Below are 17,989 nucleotides of genomic sequence, written 5' to 3'. Positions count from 1 at the left end.
GGGGGCATGACAGGGGAAACGATGATCGCGGCGGTGTTGCTGCTGGCCGCGCCCGTGGCGGCGCTAACCGCGCCGCCACCGCCGGCCGATATTGCCGCCACCGGGGCGCGGGCGGCGGAAAATGCCGTGCGCCAGGCCGGCGATGCCTTTGGCAGCACGGTCGGCCGCGAGGTGATCGGAATTTACAACCAGATGAATGTGCGCGGCTTTTCGCCGATTGCCGCCGGCAATGTCCGCATTGATGGCCTGTATTTTGATCCGGTGGTGCCGCCCTCCACAAGGATCAGCCGCACCACCACCATCCGCGTGGGCCTGTCGGCGCTGGGCAGCCCGTTTCCGGCGCCCACCGGGCTGGTGGATTTCGGCTTCCGTCGCCCCGGCAGCACGGCCGCCGGCAGCGCGCTGCTGCTGGCCGATGCCTGGGGCACGTTGAACGCTGAGGTGGATGCCGTGCTGCCGGCCAGCGACACGCTGAGCTTTGGCCTGGGCGCATCGGTCCGGCTGGAAAACGGCCTGGACAAGACGCGCGAAGACAGTTTTGGCGGCACGCTGATCGCCCGCTGGATGCCGGCGCCGGGCGTGACGCTGATGCCCTTTGCCAGCCTGCTGCACCAGACGCTGGACGACCATCGCCTGACCTTCCAGACAGCGACGGAGTTTCTGCCGCCGCTGCTGCCGCGCCGCCAGCGCTTTGGCCCGGATTGGGTGAACGGCAGCGGCTTTGATGCCAATATCGGCGTGCTGGCCGATTGGCAGCTGGCCCCACAGTGGCAGTTGCGCGCCGGCCTGTTCCGATCGAGCCGCCACCGCGACCGGCAGATGACCAACCTGGTGCGCGGCCTGCTGCCCGATCGCACCGGCACGCAGCGGGTGATCGTTGATCCGCGCCTGGCCTTTGCCGCCGTGTCGGGGGAGGTGCGGCTGACCCGCCAGATCGATGATGGCCCGCGCCGGCACCAGATCCACCTTGCCGTGCGTGGCCGCAGCGGGGATCGCCGCTTTGGCGGATCGGATACGCTGGAACTGGGCCCGGTGCAGATCGACACGCCGAGCCGGGTGTCGGAACCGCCGTTCCGGTTCAGCGCCCAGCAGTTTGACGATGTGAAGCAGATCACTGGTGGCATCGCCTATGAGGGGCGCTGGCTGGGCGTGGGCGAGCTTGCCGCCGGGCTGCAGTGGACCGATTACAAGAAGCGCATCGATCTGCCGACCGGGGGTATTCAGGCCACCGATGCGCGGCTGTTGCTCTACAACGTCACGCTGGCGGCCAATTTGTCGGACCGGCTGGTGGTCTATGCCGGCACGGTCAACGGCCTCGAGGAATCCGGCGTGGCGCCGGGCAATGCCATCAACCGCAACGAGGCGCTGCCGGCGATCACCACCCGCCAGTTCGACGCCGGGCTGCGCTTTGCGCTGACGGATCAGATCAAGCTGGTGGCCGGCGTGTTCGACATCAGCAAACCCTATTTCAACCTGGATGCCGCCGGCCGTTTTGATGTGCTGGGCGATGTCGTCAACCGCGGGGTGGAGGCCAGCATCGCCGGGCCGATCACGCCAAGCCTGTCGATCGTCGCCGGTGGCGTGTGGTTGTGGCCGAAGGTGACGGCGCCGGGTGCCGTGCCCGGGCGCATCGGGGAGCGGCCGGTCGGTGCGATCGGCCAGCGGTTTGAGCTGAGCGCCGATTGGCGGCCGGGCTTTGCCGACGGCTTGTCGTTTGATGCGCGGCTGGCCTATCGCAGTTCGGAAACCGCGACCGTCAGCAACAGCGTGGCGGTGCCGGCCCGCACCATCGTCGATCTGGGCGGGCGCTATCGCTTCAAGCTGGCGGGCAACAATGCGCTGCTGCGCGTGCAGCTGAGCAATGTTTTCGATGTCGAAGGCTATGATCTGCGCGGGGCGGGGGCCTATGGCCCCATTCCCGGCCGGTTGGCACAGGCTTATGTCACCATCGATTTCTGAGTTGATCCTGCCCGATGCGGCGGCGACGGCGCGGGTCGCGGCAGCGCTGGCCACTGTGCTGCGGGCCGGCGACACCATCGCGCTGTTCGGCGATCTGGGCGCCGGCAAATCCACGCTGGCGCGCCATCTGCTGCAAGCGCTGGGTTGGGCCGGCGATGTGCCGTCGCCCACCTTCACGCTGGTGCAGCCCTATGAGGATCTGCCGGTGCCGGTGTGGCATTGCGATCTGTATCGGCTGCAATCGCCGGCCGAGGTCGATGCGCTGGGCCTGTTTGAAACGGATGCCGCGCTGCTGATCGAATGGCCGGATCGGCTGGGGGCGCGATTGCCCGCCGATGCGCTGCGGCTGCAGCTGGACGGCAGCGGGGATGCGCCGCGCCGCTTGACTTGGGCCGCGCCACCGGCTTGGGAGGGGCGGTGGCCACCAATCTTGCCAGCATGATCCCGCCGCCCGGCACCGGCGCCTTCCTCAACGCCCATGGCTGGGGCGGCGCCGCCGTGCGCCCGCTCGCCGGCGATGCCAGTTTCCGCCGTTATTTCCGGGTGGAGTTGCAGGGCCGCACCGCGGTGTTGATGGACGCACCGCCCGATAAGGAGGATTCGCGCCCCTTCCTCGCCATTGGCCGCCATCTGCATGACCTGGGCTTTTCCGCCCCGCAGGCGCTCGCCAGCGATCTGGCGCAGGGCCTGGTGTTGCTGGAGGATTTTGGCGATGCGCGGGTGAACCCGGTGCTGGCCGACGATGCCAGCGCCGAGCACGAGATTTATGGTGCGGCCGTCGACATCCTGGCCGAACTGCACCGCCATCCGCCGGCCGATGTGCCGCCCTATAATGAGGCGGAATATCTGCGCGAGGCCCGGCTGTTTCCGGATTGGTATCTGCCGGCTGTCGGCCTTGCCGAGGCGCCGGGCTATGACGCGGCATGGGCGCCGTTGTGGCCGGCCCTGTTCAGGCATCCGCCGGTGCTGGTGCTGCGCGATTATCATGCCGACAATCTGATGCTGCTCGACCGGCCGGGGCTGAAGCGGCTGGGCCTGCTGGATTATCAGGACGCGCTGGCCGGCCACCCGGCCTATGATCTGGCCAGTCTGTTGCAGGATATCCGGCGCGTCGTCTCACCCGAACTGGAAGCGGCCATGCTGGAGCGGTATATCGCCGCCCGGCCGGGCCTCGATGAAGCGGCGTTCCGCACCGCCTATGCCATTCTGGCGGCGCAGCGGAACATCAAGATCCTCGGCGTGTTCACCCGGCTTTATGTCCGTGATGGCAAGCCGGCCTATCCGCGGTTCCACCCGCGGCTGTGGGAATTGGTCAACGCCAATCTGGCCCATCCGGCGCTGGCGCCGGTCAAGGCCTGGTTTGATGCCCATGTGCCGGCCAGCGCCCGCCATGGCGTTGTGGTGACGTGATGGGCAAGATCCGTCCGCCGCTCAGCCTGGTGCCGCACATCGATTGCACGCTGCCGGCCAGTGCCATGGTGATGGCCGCCGGCCTTGGCAAGCGCATGCGGCCGCTGACGGCGACGCGGCCCAAGCCGCTGATCGAGGTGGCAGGGCGCAGCCTGCTCGACCGCGCGCTGGACCGGGTGGCAGCGGCCGGCATCGGCCATGCCGTGGTGAACGCCCATTATTTCGCCGATCAGATCGAGGCGGCGGTCAAGGCGCGTTCCACACCCACAAGCATCGACGTGTCGGACGAGCGCGGCCTGCTGCTGGAAACCGGCGGCGGCATCACCAAGGCGCTGCCGCTGCTGGAAGGTGAGGCGTTTTACACCATCAACGCCGACAATATGTGGATCGATGGCCCCATCGACACGTTGCGCCTGCTGGCCAGCCGCTGGGATGGAGGCCAAATGGACGCCCTGTTGTTGCTGGTGCCGCTCGCCCGGGCGCATGGCTATGAGGGGCGGGGCGATTTCCACATGGATGGGTTGGGGCGGCTGGCCCCGCGCAGCGGCATGAAGGTCGCGCCCTTCGTCTATTCCGGCCTGCAGATCATCAGCCGCCGCCTGTTCGATGGCGAGCCGGTCGAGCCCTTCACCATGTGGCGGGCGTGGAACAAGGCGCTGGCCAATGGGCGGATGTTCGGCCTGTCGCACCCTGGCCTGTGGTTCCATGTTGGCACCCCGGCCAGCATCGGCGAGACCGAAGCGCTGCTCCACCAGGGCTGAGCCTGCGCCGTTCTGACAGGCTGGCGGCGGCCCCGGCTTTCCGGCATCGTGCCCCAAAATATGTTTGGGGAGATGATGATGACTCAATGGCCAGCCATGTCGATTGCCGATGCGCACGCGCTGCTGACGGCGCCGGGGCAGCCGCTGGAGATGGAAACGGTTTCCATCCAGGGCCGGCCGACACGGGTGTGGAAAAACGCCCCGCCCAGCCTGGCACATTGCTTTGCTGCCGGCCGCGCCCATGGCGACAAGATGTTCATGGTGCTGGACGACGAACGGGTGACGTTCGAGGCCTTTGCCCGGGCGGCGCTGGCACTGGCCGAACAGCTGAAGGCCGATGGCCTGAAGAAGGGCGACCGGGTTGCGGTGGTGATGCGCAACATCCCGGAATGGCCGGTGGCCTTTTATGCCGCCAGCATGTGTGGGGCCATTGTCACACCGCTGAACGCCTGGTGGACCGGCGGCGAGCTGGAATATGGCCTGACCGACAGCGGCACGAAAATCCTGCTGATCGATGCCGAGCGTTACAACCGCATTTCGGAGCATCTGCCGGCCTGCACCGATCTGGAAATCATCTATGTGACGCGGGCCAGCGAGATGGAGCTGGGCGACCCCCGCGCCCGCCGGCTGGAAACCGTGATCGGCCGGCCGAACAGCTGGGCCGGCCTGCCCGACCGCGCCATCCCGGCCGAGGCGCTGAGCCTGCAGCCGGAGGATGACGCCACCATCTTCTACACCAGCGGCACCACCGGCAAGCCCAAGGGCGCGCTCGGCACCCACCGCAACATCTGTTCCAACATCATGGCCAGCGCCTGCAGCCAGGCGCGCAGCTTCCTGCGGCGGGGCGAAACCCCGCCGGCGGCCGACCCTGATGCGCCGCAGAAGGCCACCCTGCTCAGCGTGCCCTTCTTCCACGCCACCGGCTGCCATGCCGTGCTGAACCCGTCGCTGGTTGCCGGGGTGAAGCTGGTCTTGATGCGCAAATGGGATGTGGTGGAAGCGATGGGCCTGATCGAGCGGGAGCGGTGCAATTCGGCTGGCGGCGTGCCGACCATCGCCTGGCAGATCCTGGAGCATCCGGACCGGCACAAATATGACCTGTCGAGCCTGGAGACCGTCTCCTACGGCGGCGCGCCATCGGCCCCCGAACTGGTCCGCCAGATCGGCAGTCAGTTCAAGGCCAAACCCGGCAACGGCTGGGGCATGACCGAGACCAGCGCCACCTTCACCCACCACATGGCCGAGGATTATGAGCATCGGCCCGACAGCTGTGGCCCGCCGGTGCCGGTGTGCGATCTGCAGGTGCGCGATGGCGATGGCAAGGTGCTGGGGCCGAACCAGGTGGGCGAGCTTTATGGCTATGGCCCCAATGTGGTGAAGCTTTACTGGAACAAGCCGGAAGCGACGGCGGCCACCTTCATCGACGGCTGGGTGCGCACCGGAGATCTGGCCCGCATCGACGAGGAAGGCTTCTGCTTCATCATCGACCGCGCCAAGGACATGCTGATCCGTGGCGGCGAGAATATCTATTGCGTCGAGGTGGAGAACGCCCTGTACGAGCATCCCGCCGTGATGGATGCCGCGCTGGTTGGCCGGCCGCACAAGACGCTGGGGGAGGAGCCGGTGGCGTTCGTCACCCTGAAGCCGGGCAGCGAGGCCGACGAGGCAGAGTTGCGCGCCTTTGTCGCCGCCCGCCAGGCCGCCTTCAAGGTGCCGGTGCAGGTGTTTTTCAGCCGTGAACCGCTGCCGCGCAACGCCAATGGCAAGATCCTGAAGACGGAGCTGAAGAAGCAGCTTGGCGGCTGAGACCCCCGCCCGGTCTTGACACTTTTGACAGATTCGCCGGGATTCAAAAAAATTTCCCTTATTGTTCAGTGCGGGAAAAGCCGCCATCGGGGCGCAGCTGGCGGGGGCCGCCGGTGGGCGGCGGGGCGGTTTTGGGCCAGCGGGCGGCCAGGAAGCGTTCCCGCGGGAAGCGCTTGACGTTGACCGCATCGCCCTGGTTGCCGCCCAATATGTGGAAGGCGGCGGCATCTTCGCCAACATACAGGCCGACATGGCCTTGCCAGCTGGCCCGGCTGCCGCGCCAGAAGGTCAACACCGCGCCGGGCTGGACCGGGCACGCGATGCCGAAGCGGCTCCAGGCCCGGGCGGCGAGCGGGGTGGCAGGCAGCGCCTCGCCAGCAAGGCTGGTGCGGATGACATGGGCGATGAACAGCCCGCACCAGCTGACACCATCATTCGCATAGGCGAGGCCGAGATCGCGGGCCCAGCCAAGGATGATGGGGTTGGAGGCGGTGCCGGCGGTTTCGCTTGTGCCGATCAACGCACGGGCCGCTCCAAGCCATGGCGGTTCGGCCGACTTGATTTCCAGGCAGGCAAAGTCCAGCGGGCGCATCGGCAGCACTTTCTGTAGGATTTTGAAGCTGTTGGATCAAATCATCCTATCATGACGACGCGCCTGTAGGACAGGGCCATGCTTTGCGCTATGGAGGCGCCAGATTCGCCCTTCGAAGGACTGCCCCCACCATGAAATTCTTTGCCGATACCGCCGATGTTGCCGAAATCGCCGATCTGGCCGCCACGGGCCTGTTGGATGGTGTCACCACCAATCCCAGCCTGATCGCCAAATCGGGCCGCAATTTCCTGGAGGTGGTGAAGGAAATCTGCGGGATCGTCGATGGCCCGGTGTCGGCCGAGGTGGTGGCCCCCGATCATGCCACGATGATGAAGGAAGCCGCCGTGCTGCGCGCGCTGGCGCCCAATATCTGCATCAAGCTGCCGCTGACCATCGATGGCCTGAAGACCTGCAAGGCGCTGACCGCCGAGGGCGTGAAGACCAATGTGACCCTGTGCTTTTCGGCCAACCAGGCACTGCTCGCCGCCAAGGCCGGCGCCACCTATATTTCGCCCTTCGTTGGCCGGCTCGATGATATCGGCCACGACGGCATGGAGCTGATCCAGGATATCCGCACCGTTTACGACAATTATGATTTCCAGACCGAAATCCTGGTCGCCAGCGTGCGCAGCCCTGTGCATGTGCTGGCCGCGGCCCGCATTGGCGCCGATGTCGCCACCATGCCGCCGGCGGTGATCCGCCAGCTCGCCAATCACGCGCTGACCGACAAGGGCCTGGCCGCGTTCGAAGCGGACTGGGCGAAGACCGGGCAATCTATCCTTTGAGCGCAGCCGGCGAACCGCTGGCCAGCCTGATTGGGCGCTTCCTCGCCTTCAGCGGCGATCAGCGCCGCCTGTCGCCGCACACGCTGAAGGCCTATGGCCAGACGCTGGAACGGTTTGACGATTTTCTGGGCAAGCATCTGGGCGGCGCGGTGGTGGGCGGCCGGCTGGCCGGGCTGGCGGCCGCCGATCTGCGCGCCTTTCTGGCCATGCGCCGCGGTGAAGGCCTGGCAGCGGCCAGCCTGGCGCGCGAGGTATCGGCGCTGAAGGGCTTTTTCGCCTGGGCCCGCCGCCGCGAGGGCCTGGCCTGTGATGCCATTGCCGCGTTGAAGGCGCCCAAACAGCCGCGCCGGCTGCCGCGTGCGGTGGCGCCGGCCGATATCGGCCAGCTGGTGGATGTGGTGGCCGATGCCGCGCGCCAGCCCTGGCAGGCGGCGCGCGATGTGGCGGTGCTGCTGCTGCTCTATGGCGCGGGCCTGCGCATTGGCGAGGCGCTGGGGCTGACCGGCGCGGTGCTGCCGCTGGGCGAGGCGATGCCGGTGACCGGCAAGCGCGCCAAGACGCGGGTGGTGCCGATCCTGCCGCAGGTGCGCGCCGCCATAGAAGATTATGTGCGGCTCTGCCCCTTTGCCATGGCCGCCGATGCGCCCTTGTTCCGGGGGGCGCGCGGCGGTGCGCTGGATGCCGGCACGGTGCGCCGGGCGGTGCAGGCGGCGCGGGCCGGGCTAGGCCTGCCGGCCAGCGCCACGCCGCATGCGCTGCGCCACAGCTTTGCCACCCACTTGCTGGCGCGCGGGGCGGACCTTAGGCAGCTGCAGGAATTGCTGGGCCATGCCAGCCTGTCCTCAACGCAAATCTATACGGCAGTGGATGCGGCGCAGCTGCTCGACGCCTGGCGCAGCGCGCACCCGCGCGCCGATTGAGCATCAGGTCGGGCGGTAGGCGCGCCGGGTGTAGGTGAGCGTCACCGGGTTCACATCGATGAACAACAGGGTGAAGCCGGTCTGATAGGTCACGCCGAGATCGACATAGCTTTGCCCGTTCGATGTGCCAGTGCTGAACGTGAGGGTGGGCGTGGCGTTGCTGCCCAGGCCGAACGCGCCGTTGTTGAACGCCGTTTGCAGATCGCCATTGCTCTTGAGCGGCCAGAGTGTGGCGGCACGCGCTGCTGCCCCCAGGCCGTTCTGGATGCCGGCGCGCGCCACGAAGAAGCGGCCAATGTTGAACACGGCAAAGATCATGATGATCCACAGCGGCAGCGTCAGCGCGAATTCGCTGGTGTTGCCGCGGCGGTCGCGGGTGAGGGCGCGGGCGATCTTCAGGATCATTGCACGCGCACCACGGCATCGCCGACCAGCGTTGCGCCGCCGCCAGCGGCGGGCCCGCCATAAAATTTGCCCCAGCCAAACACCGGGGTGAAGGTGGCGGCGATGCGCAGCTTCACATAACGGGCGCGTTGCTGGCTGCCGCAATCGGCGGTGGAGCTTTGCTGGCGCGTGCCGCCACATTCCAGCCAGGCATCCACCGTGGCGCTGGTATAGGGTTTGCCCCAAGCGCTTGTCATTTCGGTGAGGGCATAGCTGTAGCTGGTGGCCACGCCCTTGCGCGCTGCCACCAGTTCGATGCCGCGCTGGGCTGCCTGTTCCAGCTGCAGTCGGGTGAGCCACGCGTTGGAAAAGTCCATCGCGACCATGACGAGGCCGCCGACCACGGGGATGATCACCGCCACTTCCAGCGCGGAGGCGCCGGAGCGGTTGCCAGCAAGGCTGGCGAGCAGGCGCCTCATCCCAGCAACCTCACCGTGTTGCCCTTCCACGAGCTGGAGCCGGAATTGGCCGGGCAGACATTGGTGATGGCGCTGTTGCCGCTGAAGGTGAGACGATAGCCGATCATCTGCAGGCAGTTGATGTTCATGCCGGCGGTGCCGTTGAAGCGGATTTCGTTGCGCGGGATATACATGGCGCCTTGCAGCGTGGACAGCGCGTTGCCATTCACCTGAACGGTTTCACCCATGGTTGTGGCGCGGCGATCCTGAAAGAACAGCACACCCTTGTAGGTGCCGCTGGAGGGCGCCACCAGCGAGATGCGTGCGCCAGCATTGATGTTCATGCCGGCAACGAGGTTGGAGGTGCCGCTGGCCGGCGGGCTGGACATGGTAAGCACGATGGTGACGCCCGCGCCACCGGTGCAGGTCGGGCAGGTGACGACGCCCTGCGAACCGACGTTGAAGCCCAGATTCTTGTTCTGGTTGTTGCCCTGGCTGCGGCCGTCGATGAAATAGGTGCCGGGCGCGAGCGTGGCGGTGCCCTGGATGTCCATGCCGCGATAGGTGCCGGGCGTGAGGCTGCGGCTCTGGTTGGAACGCACGTCACCGTTGTTGGGCGAATTGCTGATGGTGGGATTGGCGATGCTGGCAAAGGGATCGCGCTGCGCCACCGAATAGGGCTGGAACACCGTGCCAGCGGCGAACACATTGCCGATATTGCTGACATTGCCCACCGCCGAAACCGGCGTGGCGGTGATCACCGCGCTGCCCTGGCCGTTGATGGCGGGTTCGCCGGCACTGTTGGCATGCATGCCGCAATTGGCGGTCACCGTGGTGTTGCCGCTGTTGGTGATGGCCAGGCTGTTGGTGGTGTCCAGCGCCAGGATGCAGAAATCGCCATCCTGGCGCAGGCCGGCGGTGGCTTCGGCGCTGATCACCAGCGCCGATTTCATGAACAGGCCGGTGAAGGGCAGGCGCACGCTGGAGGAGATGCGCACCCGCACCACGCTGGTATCGCCGGCGAACGGGCCGGCGCTGGGGCCATTTTCGATGGTGGGCGTGCCGGTAAGCGCGAAATTGCTGTTCTTGCTGAGATCGGCGGTGACCGTGCTGCTGACATCCTGGCCCTGGGTGAGGGCATAGGCACCGGCAAGGGCAGCGGAATCGACCTGGCGCTGCAGGGCGCGGCGCACCAGCGTCCACTGGATCGTGTCGCTGGTGAGGCCGGCCGCGCCGATCAGCACTGGCATGAGCAGTGCCGTCATCGCCGCCATGTTGGCGGTGCGATCATGTCGGATGCGGCCCAGACCCAAGCCTGCCATCGCTGCCTTAACCCTCTGTTAAGAAAATGCTTTATATTCAGCTGTTTAGCAGAATTGTGCCGATTCGCAAGCTGCTGGCAGGGGCACTGCCAATTTGCGGCCCGTCACCAGGGTCCGCCGGCCCACTTGACGCGCGCGCGCGCCTGCCCGAACGGTGGCATATGACGCCGACCAATTCGCTCACCCGCTATATCCTCTTCGGCCTCGTGATCGGCCTTGGCGTCGGATGGGCGATCAACACCAGCCTGCCGGCCGAGCAGGCCAAGGAGATCGCCGGTTACCTGTCGATCATCACCGACGTGTTCCTGCGCCTGATCAAGATGATCATCGCGCCGCTGGTGCTCTCCACCCTCACTGTCGGCATCGCCCACATGGGCAGCGGCAGCGCGGTGGGCCGCACCTTTGTGCGCACCCTGGCCTGGTTCATCGCGGCCAGCGTGTTCAGCCTGGGACTGGGCATATTGATGGTCAATCTGCTCAGCCCCGGTGTCGGCGTTGGCCTGGCGCTGCCGGCGGTGGATTCCGCCTCGGGTGTGGCCACCAAGGCCTTCAACCTGAAGGACTTCATCGGGCATATCTTCCCCAAATCCATCTTCGAGGCGATGGCCACCAACGAAGTGCTGCAGATCGTGGTGTTCAGCCTGTTTGCCGGCGTCGCCCTGATCGGCATGGGCGAAAAGGCCGCTCCGATCAACCGCGCGCTCGATGCGGTGATGCACATGATGCTGGTGATCACCGGCTATGTGATGAAGGTGGCGCCGTTTGCGGTGTTTGCCGCCATCGCCTCCTCCATCGCCGTCGAAGGCCTGGGCATCCTCGTCACCTTCGGCAAGTTTGTCGGCGGTTTTTACCTGGCGCTCGCCGTGCTGTGGGCCTTCCTGCTCGGCGCCGGCAGTGCGGTGCTGGGTTTTGGCGCGGTCAAGCGGCTGATCCCGGAAATCCGCGAGCCCTTCCTGATCACCTTCGCCACCGCTTCATCCGAAGCTGCCTATCCCAAGCTGCTCGCCGCCATGGAGCGGTTCGGCGTGCCCACCCGCATCGCCAGCTTCGTGCTGCCGCTGGGCTACAGCTTCAACCTCGATGGCTCGATGATGTATTGCGCCTTTGCCAGCATCTTCATCGCCCAGGCCTATGGCATTGATCTGACCATCTGGCAGGAACTGGCCATGCTGGGCCTGTTGATGATCACATCGAAAGGCATCGCCGGCGTGCCGCGCGCCTCCCTCGTCGTCATCGCCGCCACCCTGCCCTATTTCAACATCCCAGAAGCCGGCCTGCTGCTGATCCTCGCCGTCGATCATTTCCTCGACATGGGCCGCAGCGCGACGAACGTGATCGGCAATGCGGTGGCGACGGCGGTGATTGCCAAGTGGGATGGCGGGCAAGGGTCGGACGCGCCGCTGAAGACGGCCGCATCGGGATAGCGTCTGCGCGCCGCCGGCGCGGCCGGTGGGTCAACCCGGCAAATCCAGCGCCGGCTCTGCCAGGTGCCGTTCTGCACCGCAGGTGGCGCGCGGCGGCGCGGCTTCGCAGCCGAGCCGTTTCAGATCGCCCAACAGCTTTTCGACGCGCTGCACGTTCAGCACATTGCTGCGTGCCAGCGCGTCGCTCATCAGCACCCGCGCCGGAATGATCACGCCGTCATCCGTTTCTTCCGCCACACCGCGGGCGATCAATGCAGCCACGCGCCGCCGGATGGTGGGGTAGGGCTGCTGCTCGGTCCGTGCCAGCGCGCGCAGGCTGGCCGGCCGACGGTCACGGTCGGCGGGGATCGCGGCCAGCGCGGCATGTCGGCGGGTGAGCTCCGGATTGGTGGTGATATGTTCGACATTCATGCGGATGATGGTCATGAACAGCGAGAAATCGAGCACCGATCCGCAGATATCGCCGGCAACCTCCAGCGCCCGCACGATGAAGTCGTTCCACAGCCGGGCGACCAGATCGGGCGGCAGGGCCCGCATGGCCGCCAGATCAATCGCTTGCGCCGATGCGGAGCCAAGCCGGGCGAGATCGCCGATCAGCATTGCCAGCGCGGCTGCATCGGCTGCCGGCAGGGTGCTGCCGGCGCCGTGCGTCAGCACCGCCGCCGGCACGATCCAGCCGGATCCGGTTTTCTGCAGCATGCCGCGCCGTTGCAGAAAAAGCGCCTGGCGGCGGATGGTTTCGTGCGCAACCCCCATCGAATCGGCAATGCTCGACAGGCTGACCGGTCGGCGGCGATGGTCTGCCACCGCAAGGCCGCTGCCAGCCGGATCATCGATGCGGATGTGAGCGAGATTGGCGTTCAGCGCGACCATGATGATCAGCAAGGCCGTGGGGTTGTTCAGATCGAGCGCGGCGCGCCAGCGCACCGTGCGCACACTGCCGGCATCACCGAAGTGCCGCCCCAGCAACCGCGCAATCTCGTACGCGCCAAGTGAAGCGCTCATGCCGTCCTCTGATCAATCGATGCAGCCACCATAACCGCTGATGACCATGTGCCTATTCCGGATCGCCCGGTCCGGTTCAAAATGGGGAATCATCTCGCCGGATCCACGGCGTCGCTGGTTCATTTTGGGGAGCAGGCTCCACCGCAAAGATAGTCATTCTGTTAACCAAGATTCAGTGTTGCGGCCTGCCCGTGCGGCCCGCTTCGTCCTGTCGTGTCGGCTATGAGCGGCAGTGCTTTTTGATGGGGGGTGGAATGTTTCGAACTGTTTTGGCGGCAGCCATGATCGTTTCCTCTATGCCGGCGATGGCTGCGGATTATCTGCCACAGGGCCCACAGTTCAATGTCTCGGTGGCCACCGTTACCAACGGCGGCTGGAGCTTCTGCTATGCCGCCAACATGGGCTCGACGTTCGGGTCCAGTGCAGCCTCGGTCCTTTCCGGCTGCGGCGGCAATCGTATCCTGCTCGGCGCGATTGCGATGAATGATCCGAACAACCTGGCCGTGCTGGCGCAGACCACCATGGCCAACGCGTTCCAGAACACGGGCGCTGCCGACAACGGTGTCTTTACCACTGGAGATGGCAGCCACTGGTTCAATGCGGACAATTGGTCGTGGGGTTTCAAGCCAATCGGTGCGCCATTCCAGAAATCCGTGTGCGATGCCGCACCGCCAGCGGGAAGCATGTGCATCCTTACCAGCGACGCAACCGGTGGCTTCTCGGTCAACACCGATACCGGCACGACTGCAAACAACGGCTATTTCAAGATTGTCTTTTCCGGGACATTCGCTGCACCTCCCGTCGCACCTCCCGGCGTGCCCGAGTCGGCCACCTGGGCCATGCTGATCGCCGGTTTCGGCCTGACCGGCGCCGCGATGCGCCGCCGCCGCACCGGCGTCGCCGCCTGACGCCAGCCGTTTCGCAGCAATGGGGGGCCGTCCCGAAGGGCGGCCCCCATGTTTGTCGGCCACCGGTCCGCCGGTTGGCAGGGCCGCCTGAAATCGATCGGGTGCAGGGGCCTCGCCCCTGCCCGCCGGAGGCCCATTTTTCTCCCGCTTATGGATGCAGCGTCAATTTCTGCAGCCGCCAGTTCAGCAGTTCGGCGACATAGAGCGCGTTCTCGGACGGGCAGGCGATTTCGTGGATCCAGCCGAACTGCTTCAACTGTTTGCCGGCGCCGCCGAGCCAGCCGAGCAGCTTGCCGTCGAGGCTGAGCTTGTAGATGCGGCCGGGCCAGGCGTCGGAGACGTAGAGAAATTGCTGGCCGCTGGCGGTGCGGGGGGTGATGCACAGGGCCCAGGGCGCGCCGGGCATCATGGTCTTGGTGGGGGCGGCGTCGGGTCCGGCGGCGGGGACGACCGGGCGGTTGCCGATGGCGCTGGGGGCGTCGGGTGGGCTGGGAAGGTTGATCTGGATGATGCGCAGCAGCTTGCCGTTGGTGTCGAACACCTGGATGCGGCGGTTGCCGCGATCGGCGACATAGACCTGGTCCTGCGCGTCGACCTGGATGGAGTGGAGGGTGTTGAACTGGCCGGGTTCGCTGCCGAAGCTGCCCCATGAGCCGAGCCAGCGGCCATCGGGGGCAACCTTGGCGACGCGGGAATTGATGTAGCCATCGCTGATATAGGTGTTGCCCTGGCTGTCCCACGCCATGTCGGTGACTTCGCGGAACTGGCCGTCGACTGGAGGCAGCGGCGGCCTGGGATGTTCGAGCGGGCGGGCATTTTCGTCGCTGGCTTCGGGTTTGCGGCCAAACACCATGGCAACCCGGCCGGCGGGGTTGAACTTGATCACCATGTTGGAGCCCTTGTCGGCCACCCAGATATTGCCGCCGGCATCGACCCGCGTGGCATGGGCATAGGACCAGGCATAGAGATTGTGGCCGATCTCGCGGCGCAGGCGGCCGCTGGCATCGAATTCCAGCAGCTGGGCGGCGGCGGCGGCGTAGGCCGGGCCCTGGGTGTTGCCGCGGTGGAAGACATAGACCTGGCCAGCCTTGCCCAGCGCGACGCCGGCGACTTCGCCCAGGTGCAGATCGGCGGGCGGCTTGAGGAAATCGACCGCATCGAAGCGGATTTCCGGTGCCTCCTGCGCGCTGGCGGCCGTGGCCAGCAGTGCGGTGACGGCGATGGTGCGCAGCATGATGGTTCCCCCCTCTTGTTGTTGCGGGGGAGTGTATCGGCTTTGGCGGTGGCGCGGTAGGGCGGCGGCCGTCAGAAATATTTGGTCGGATTTTCCGGGGCGGGCAGCGGATCGGGGCCGAAGCGGTTGTCGCCTTCGGTGCCGCTGCGGGTCATCCAGCTGAGGTGGAGGAGAAGGCCGACATAGGGCAGCAAGGTCATCAGCCACCACCAGCCGCGCATGTTCTGATCGTGCAGGCGGCGGATGCTGAGGCTGAGGTGAGGGATGAGGATGAACAGCAAGGCGGCGGGGAAGGCGCGGCCGCTTTGCGGATTGGTGACGGGATCGACACCCAGCACCGCCATGTCGAAGGCGACAGCGACGCCGGCGATCACGGCCCAGACGAGGGTGAACCACCAATATTCGGCGCGCGCGGCGCGGCCGGAAAAATCGAGGCTGCGTTTGAGGGCCTGGGTGATGTTTTCGGTTGGGGTCATGGTTGGTGCAGGGGTCGTTGCCAAGCCTAATCGCTTAGTCGCGACAAACCTGACTTTGTGTCAATGGATTGGGACCAAAGCGGTTGTCACCAGACGTTCCAGGGCGTTGGAAAAGCAGAATTGCGATCAATGTGACCAGCACGCTGAAGAGCGCCAGAACTGCGAGAGCCAAGGGGAGCCCCTCCGATGCCAGCTTTGGCAATCCATCAAAGGTGCCAGACATCTGCTGCTCGAACGTGCCATACAAGGCTATCAGCGCGACAGGAAAATTCCAAGCCAGCGGTGCCAGTGCCGCCCACCAACCTGACCAATTCAGGTCATGCAGGCGTCTGACTGTTACCGTTAGCGCCGGGATACAAACGATCGCGTAAATGGCACCGCTTATGTCGAAGCTCACCGCGAGGAAAATGGCGGTAAACCACCAATATTCAGAACGTGATGCCCTTCCGCGAACATCGGTTGCTCGTTTCAGGGCCAAGAGGATCCATTCGTACCAGACTTTCGGGGTGTCGATGCTCTGCATGTGGAAAGCGTTCCTGGGGCTAATCAATTCACCGGGGCGCGGCGGCGGTAGCTGAGGGCTTCGGCGATGTGGATGCGGGTGACGCCGTCGCTGGCGGCGAGATCGGCGATGGTGCGGGCGACGCGCAGCACGCGGGCATAGCCGCGGGCGGAGAGGCGCAATGTGTCGGCGGCCTGGGTGAGCAGGCGCTGGCCTTCGGGATCTGGCGTGCTGTGCTGACGCAGCGGTTCGCCATCGGCCTCGGCATTGCTGCGGACGGCGGTGCCGGCATAGCGGGCGGTCTGGCGCGCGCGGGCGGCGGCGACGCGGGTGGCCACCTGGGCGCTGCTCTCGGCGGGCGGCGGCAGGCTGAGATCGGCGGCGGAGAGGGCTGGCACCTCGATGTGGAGATCGATGCGGTCCAGCAATGGCCCGGACAATTTGCTTTGATAATCGGCGGCGCAGCGCGGGGCGCGGGCGCAGGCGAGGCCGGGATCAGCGAGATGGCCGCAGCGGCAGGGGTTCATCGCAGCGATCAGCTGGACGCGGGCCGGATAGGTGACATGGGCGGCGGCGCGCGCCACCTGCACCTGGCCGGTTTCCAGCGGCTGGCGCAAACTGTCGAGCACCGTGCGTTGATATTCCGGCAGTTCGTCGAGGAACAGCACGCCCAAGTGGGCGAGGGACACTTCGCCCGGCCGCGCCTTGGTGCCGCCGCCGACCAGCGCCGCCATCGACGCGCTGTGATGGGGGGCGCGGAACGGCCGGCTGCGTTTCAGCTTGCCACCGTCAAGCTCCCCGGCGATCGAGGCGACCATGGAGACTTCCAGCGCTTCGGCCGGGGTGAGATCGGGCAGGATGCCGGCCAGCGCGGCGGCGAGCAGCGACTTGCCGGAGCCGGGCGGGCCGCTCATCAACAGATTGTGGCCGCCGGCCGCAGCAATCTCGATGCAGCGCTTGGGGGTTTCCTGGCCCTTGATGTCGACCAGATCGGGGCCGGGGCGGCGGATTTCGGCTTCGGCCTGCAACGGTTGCGGCAGGATCAACGAACCTTTCAGGTGATTGATCAGGCTGAGCAGATCGGGGGCGGCGATGAGCTGCACTTCGCCGGCCCAGGCGGCTTCGGGCCCCTGGGCGGCCGGGCAGATCAGGCCCTGTTCCTGTGCGCCGGCATGCAGCGCGGCGAGCAGCACGCCGGGCACGGGCAGGATGGCGCCATCAAGGCCAAGTTCGCCGACGGCGATGAATTCGGCCAGCGCATCGGCCGGCAACACGCCCATGGCGGCGAGCAGGCCCAGCGCGATCGGCAGATCATAATGGCTGCCTTCCTTGGGCAGATCGGCCGGGGACAGATTGACGATGATGCGGCGCGGCGGCAGCGACAGGCCGATGGCATGCAGGGCGGCGGCGACGCGTTCGCGGCTTTCCTTCACCGCCTTGTCGGGCAGGCCGACGGTGATGAAGCCGGCCGGGCCAGCGGAAATCTGCACCTGCACATCAACGCTGCGGGCTTCCAGCCCCAGAAATGCCACTGTGCCGACATGGGCCACCATTGCTGCGCTCTCCTGAACGGCACGCCAGTTTGTGACCCTGTTGCCACGCTTAGGAAAAAGCGGAGGCGGGCGCAATTGTCGCCTTACACTTGCCACAGCCCGGTCGTAACGGGACTGGCATTGTGAGTCGCCCCGGTTTCCTTGGTTCGCTGGTCCGTTCGGAACCAGTCAGGGTGTTCCAGATCATTCTGGGCGCCTTGCTGTTTCCCGTGGCCGGCATCATCGGGCTGGTGTCGCCGGCGCCGATCGGGATTGTCGTGGCCGGGGGCGGCGCGGCGCTGATCTTCCGCAATTCGCGCTGGGCGCGGCGGCGCTATATTCTCTACAGCCGGCGCCATCCGCGGGTGCGGCAGGCGGTGGATATCGGGCTGATGCGTGGCCGGCGGCGGCGCCAGCGGCTGCTCCACCCGGCAGATTGACGGCAATTCCTGTTGGCGGGCAGTTCGTCTGCCAAGCTGCTGTGAACAATGTTATTAATCAAAAATTGACA

19 protein-coding genes are annotated in these 17,989 nt (G+C 66.3%); 10 read left to right on the top strand and 9 right to left on the bottom strand.

The genetic code is table 11. The annotated features are described in order from the left end of the window. Positions 1–6 precede the first annotated feature (6 nt). From AC6BOR_RS06660 to AC6BOR_RS06640, 5 genes are all read left to right on the top strand, one after another. On the top strand, positions 7–1,959 hold the full coding sequence (locus AC6BOR_RS06660; protein ID WP_498060382.1) for a TonB-dependent receptor domain-containing protein: 1,953 nt from the start codon (positions 7–9) through the stop codon (positions 1,957–1,959). Beyond that, complete coding sequence (tsaE, locus tag AC6BOR_RS06655; protein ID WP_498060381.1) at positions 1,940–2,401, top strand: tRNA (adenosine(37)-N6)-threonylcarbamoyltransferase complex ATPase subunit type 1 TsaE; 462 nt, start codon at positions 1,940–1,942, stop codon at positions 2,399–2,401. Before AC6BOR_RS06660 ends, tsaE begins: the two co-directional genes overlap by 20 nt. After that, on the top strand, positions 2,398–3,369 hold the full coding sequence (locus AC6BOR_RS06650; RefSeq protein WP_498060621.1) for an aminoglycoside phosphotransferase family protein: 972 nt from the start codon (positions 2,398–2,400) through the stop codon (positions 3,367–3,369). The genes tsaE and AC6BOR_RS06650 overlap by 4 nt, the downstream gene beginning before the upstream one ends. Continuing rightward, positions 3,369–4,130 (top strand): nucleotidyltransferase family protein, encoded by a 762-nt coding sequence (locus AC6BOR_RS06645; RefSeq protein WP_498060620.1) that lies wholly within the window; start codon positions 3,369–3,371, stop codon positions 4,128–4,130. The genes AC6BOR_RS06650 and AC6BOR_RS06645 overlap by 1 nt, the downstream gene beginning before the upstream one ends. Before the next feature lie 78 nt (positions 4,131–4,208). After that, complete coding sequence (locus AC6BOR_RS06640; RefSeq protein WP_498060619.1) at positions 4,209–5,936, top strand: class I adenylate-forming enzyme family protein; 1,728 nt, start codon at positions 4,209–4,211, stop codon at positions 5,934–5,936. A 58-nt stretch (positions 5,937–5,994) separates the two neighbouring features. Here AC6BOR_RS06640 and AC6BOR_RS06635 read toward each other — a convergent pair whose 3' ends face one another. Further along, positions 5,995–6,528 carry a TIGR02594 family protein gene (locus tag AC6BOR_RS06635; protein ID WP_498060380.1) on the bottom strand — a complete coding sequence of 178 codons (534 nt, stop codon included), beginning with the start codon at positions 6,526–6,528 and terminating at the stop codon, positions 5,995–5,997. Between the two features lie 131 nt (positions 6,529–6,659). Between AC6BOR_RS06635 and fsa the strand changes: the two genes are divergently transcribed. Both fsa and AC6BOR_RS06625 read left to right on the top strand, forming a co-directional pair. After that, positions 6,660–7,313, top strand: a complete 654-nt coding sequence (gene fsa / locus AC6BOR_RS06630) for a fructose-6-phosphate aldolase (protein ID WP_498060379.1) — start codon at positions 6,660–6,662, stop codon at positions 7,311–7,313. Then, positions 7,310–8,233 (top strand): tyrosine recombinase XerC, encoded by a 924-nt coding sequence (locus AC6BOR_RS06625; protein ID WP_498060378.1) that lies wholly within the window; start codon positions 7,310–7,312, stop codon positions 8,231–8,233. The genes fsa and AC6BOR_RS06625 overlap by 4 nt, the downstream gene beginning before the upstream one ends. Before the next feature lie 3 nt (positions 8,234–8,236). On the opposite strand, the gene AC6BOR_RS06620 is transcribed toward AC6BOR_RS06625, so the two are convergent. The 3 genes from AC6BOR_RS06620 to AC6BOR_RS06610 are packed head-to-tail and all read right to left on the bottom strand — an operon-like array spanning position 8,237 to position 10,397. After that, complete coding sequence (locus AC6BOR_RS06620; RefSeq protein WP_498060377.1) at positions 8,237–8,638, bottom strand: TadE/TadG family type IV pilus assembly protein; 402 nt, start codon at positions 8,636–8,638, stop codon at positions 8,237–8,239. Next, the gene (locus AC6BOR_RS06615) at positions 8,635–9,096 is read right to left on the bottom strand and encodes a TadE/TadG family type IV pilus assembly protein (protein ID WP_498060376.1); all 462 of its coding nucleotides are present in this window, start codon (positions 9,094–9,096) and stop codon (positions 8,635–8,637) included. The genes AC6BOR_RS06620 and AC6BOR_RS06615 overlap by 4 nt, the downstream gene beginning before the upstream one ends. After that, positions 9,093–10,397 carry a pilus assembly protein TadG-related protein gene (locus AC6BOR_RS06610; RefSeq protein WP_498060375.1) on the bottom strand — a complete coding sequence of 435 codons (1,305 nt, stop codon included), beginning with the start codon at positions 10,395–10,397 and terminating at the stop codon, positions 9,093–9,095. Before AC6BOR_RS06610 ends, AC6BOR_RS06615 begins: the two co-directional genes overlap by 4 nt. A gap of 161 nt (positions 10,398–10,558) precedes the next feature. On the opposite strand from AC6BOR_RS06610, the gene AC6BOR_RS06605 reads away from it, so the two are divergent. Continuing rightward, positions 10,559–11,821, top strand: a complete 1,263-nt coding sequence (locus AC6BOR_RS06605) for a dicarboxylate/amino acid:cation symporter (RefSeq protein ID WP_498060374.1) — start codon at positions 10,559–10,561, stop codon at positions 11,819–11,821. A gap of 30 nt (positions 11,822–11,851) precedes the next feature. On the opposite strand, the gene AC6BOR_RS06600 is transcribed toward AC6BOR_RS06605, so the two are convergent. Next, on the bottom strand, positions 11,852–12,826 hold the full coding sequence (locus AC6BOR_RS06600; protein WP_498060373.1) for a hypothetical protein: 975 nt from the start codon (positions 12,824–12,826) through the stop codon (positions 11,852–11,854). A 305-nt stretch (positions 12,827–13,131) separates the two neighbouring features. Between AC6BOR_RS06600 and AC6BOR_RS06595 the strand changes: the two genes are divergently transcribed. Next, positions 13,132–13,734 (top strand): PEPxxWA-CTERM sorting domain-containing protein, encoded by a 603-nt coding sequence (locus tag AC6BOR_RS06595; RefSeq protein WP_498060372.1) that lies wholly within the window; start codon positions 13,132–13,134, stop codon positions 13,732–13,734. Positions 13,735–13,882: 148 nt separating this feature from the next. Here AC6BOR_RS06595 and AC6BOR_RS06590 read toward each other — a convergent pair whose 3' ends face one another. The 4 genes from AC6BOR_RS06590 to AC6BOR_RS06575 all read right to left on the bottom strand — a co-directional run bounded on the left by AC6BOR_RS06590 (position 13,883) and on the right by AC6BOR_RS06575 (position 17,499). Then, positions 13,883–14,968, bottom strand: a complete 1,086-nt coding sequence (locus AC6BOR_RS06590; RefSeq protein WP_498060371.1) for a peptidyl-alpha-hydroxyglycine alpha-amidating lyase family protein — start codon at positions 14,966–14,968, stop codon at positions 13,883–13,885. Positions 14,969–15,039: 71 nt separating this feature from the next. After that, the gene (locus tag AC6BOR_RS06585) at positions 15,040–15,444 is read right to left on the bottom strand and encodes a DUF805 domain-containing protein (protein ID WP_498060370.1); all 405 of its coding nucleotides are present in this window, start codon (positions 15,442–15,444) and stop codon (positions 15,040–15,042) included. A 34-nt stretch (positions 15,445–15,478) separates the two neighbouring features. After that, positions 15,479–15,967, bottom strand: coding sequence for a DUF805 domain-containing protein (locus tag AC6BOR_RS06580; protein WP_498060369.1), 489 nt, complete (start codon positions 15,965–15,967; stop codon positions 15,479–15,481). Between the two features lie 23 nt (positions 15,968–15,990). Next, the gene (locus AC6BOR_RS06575; protein WP_498060368.1) at positions 15,991–17,499 is read right to left on the bottom strand and encodes a YifB family Mg chelatase-like AAA ATPase; all 1,509 of its coding nucleotides are present in this window, start codon (positions 17,497–17,499) and stop codon (positions 15,991–15,993) included. Between the two features lie 122 nt (positions 17,500–17,621). Here AC6BOR_RS06575 and AC6BOR_RS06570 point away from each other — a divergent pair, with 122 nt between their 5' ends. Next, positions 17,622–17,918, top strand: coding sequence for a hypothetical protein (locus AC6BOR_RS06570; RefSeq protein ID WP_498060367.1), 297 nt, complete (start codon positions 17,622–17,624; stop codon positions 17,916–17,918). Positions 17,919–17,989: the final 71 nt, after the last annotated feature.

It is taken from the genome of Sandarakinorhabdus sp. FBCC-B8862, assembly GCF_059745315.1.
The sequence above is the reverse complement of the archived record's forward strand: the minus strand, read 5'-3'. Positions and strand labels throughout refer to the sequence as shown.

Excerpts from the sequence above, each read along its gene's own strand:
- AC6BOR_RS06650 (WP_498060621.1), top strand. The coding sequence starts at position 2,398 with ATGATCCCGCCGCCCGGCACCGGCGCCTTCCTCAACGCCCATGGCTGG.
- fsa (WP_498060379.1), top strand. The coding sequence starts at position 6,660 with ATGAAATTCTTTGCCGATACCGCCGATGTTGCCGAAATCGCCGATCTG.
- AC6BOR_RS06580 (WP_498060369.1), bottom strand. The coding sequence starts at position 15,967 with ATGCAGAGCATCGACACCCCGAAAGTCTGGTACGAATGGATCCTCTTG.
- AC6BOR_RS06640 (WP_498060619.1), top strand. The coding sequence starts at position 4,209 with ATGACTCAATGGCCAGCCATGTCGATTGCCGATGCGCACGCGCTGCTG.
- tsaE (WP_498060381.1), top strand. The coding sequence starts at position 1,940 with ATGTCACCATCGATTTCTGAGTTGATCCTGCCCGATGCGGCGGCGACG.
- AC6BOR_RS06615 (WP_498060376.1), bottom strand. The coding sequence starts at position 9,096 with ATGAGGCGCCTGCTCGCCAGCCTTGCTGGCAACCGCTCCGGCGCCTCC.
- AC6BOR_RS06605 (WP_498060374.1), top strand. The coding sequence starts at position 10,559 with ATGACGCCGACCAATTCGCTCACCCGCTATATCCTCTTCGGCCTCGTG.
- AC6BOR_RS06575 (WP_498060368.1), bottom strand. The coding sequence starts at position 17,499 with ATGGTGGCCCATGTCGGCACAGTGGCATTTCTGGGGCTGGAAGCCCGC.
- AC6BOR_RS06620 (WP_498060377.1), bottom strand. The coding sequence starts at position 8,638 with ATGATCCTGAAGATCGCCCGCGCCCTCACCCGCGACCGCCGCGGCAAC.
- AC6BOR_RS06590 (WP_498060371.1), bottom strand. The coding sequence starts at position 14,968 with ATGCTGCGCACCATCGCCGTCACCGCACTGCTGGCCACGGCCGCCAGC.
- AC6BOR_RS06660 (WP_498060382.1), top strand. The coding sequence starts at position 7 with ATGACAGGGGAAACGATGATCGCGGCGGTGTTGCTGCTGGCCGCGCCC.
- AC6BOR_RS06610 (WP_498060375.1), bottom strand. The coding sequence starts at position 10,397 with ATGGCAGGCTTGGGTCTGGGCCGCATCCGACATGATCGCACCGCCAAC.
- AC6BOR_RS06645 (WP_498060620.1), top strand. The coding sequence starts at position 3,369 with ATGGGCAAGATCCGTCCGCCGCTCAGCCTGGTGCCGCACATCGATTGC.
- AC6BOR_RS06595 (WP_498060372.1), top strand. The coding sequence starts at position 13,132 with ATGGCTGCGGATTATCTGCCACAGGGCCCACAGTTCAATGTCTCGGTG.
- AC6BOR_RS06585 (WP_498060370.1), bottom strand. The coding sequence starts at position 15,444 with ATGACCCCAACCGAAAACATCACCCAGGCCCTCAAACGCAGCCTCGAT.
- AC6BOR_RS06600 (WP_498060373.1), bottom strand. The coding sequence starts at position 12,826 with ATGAGCGCTTCACTTGGCGCGTACGAGATTGCGCGGTTGCTGGGGCGG.
- AC6BOR_RS06635 (WP_498060380.1), bottom strand. The coding sequence starts at position 6,528 with ATGCGCCCGCTGGACTTTGCCTGCCTGGAAATCAAGTCGGCCGAACCG.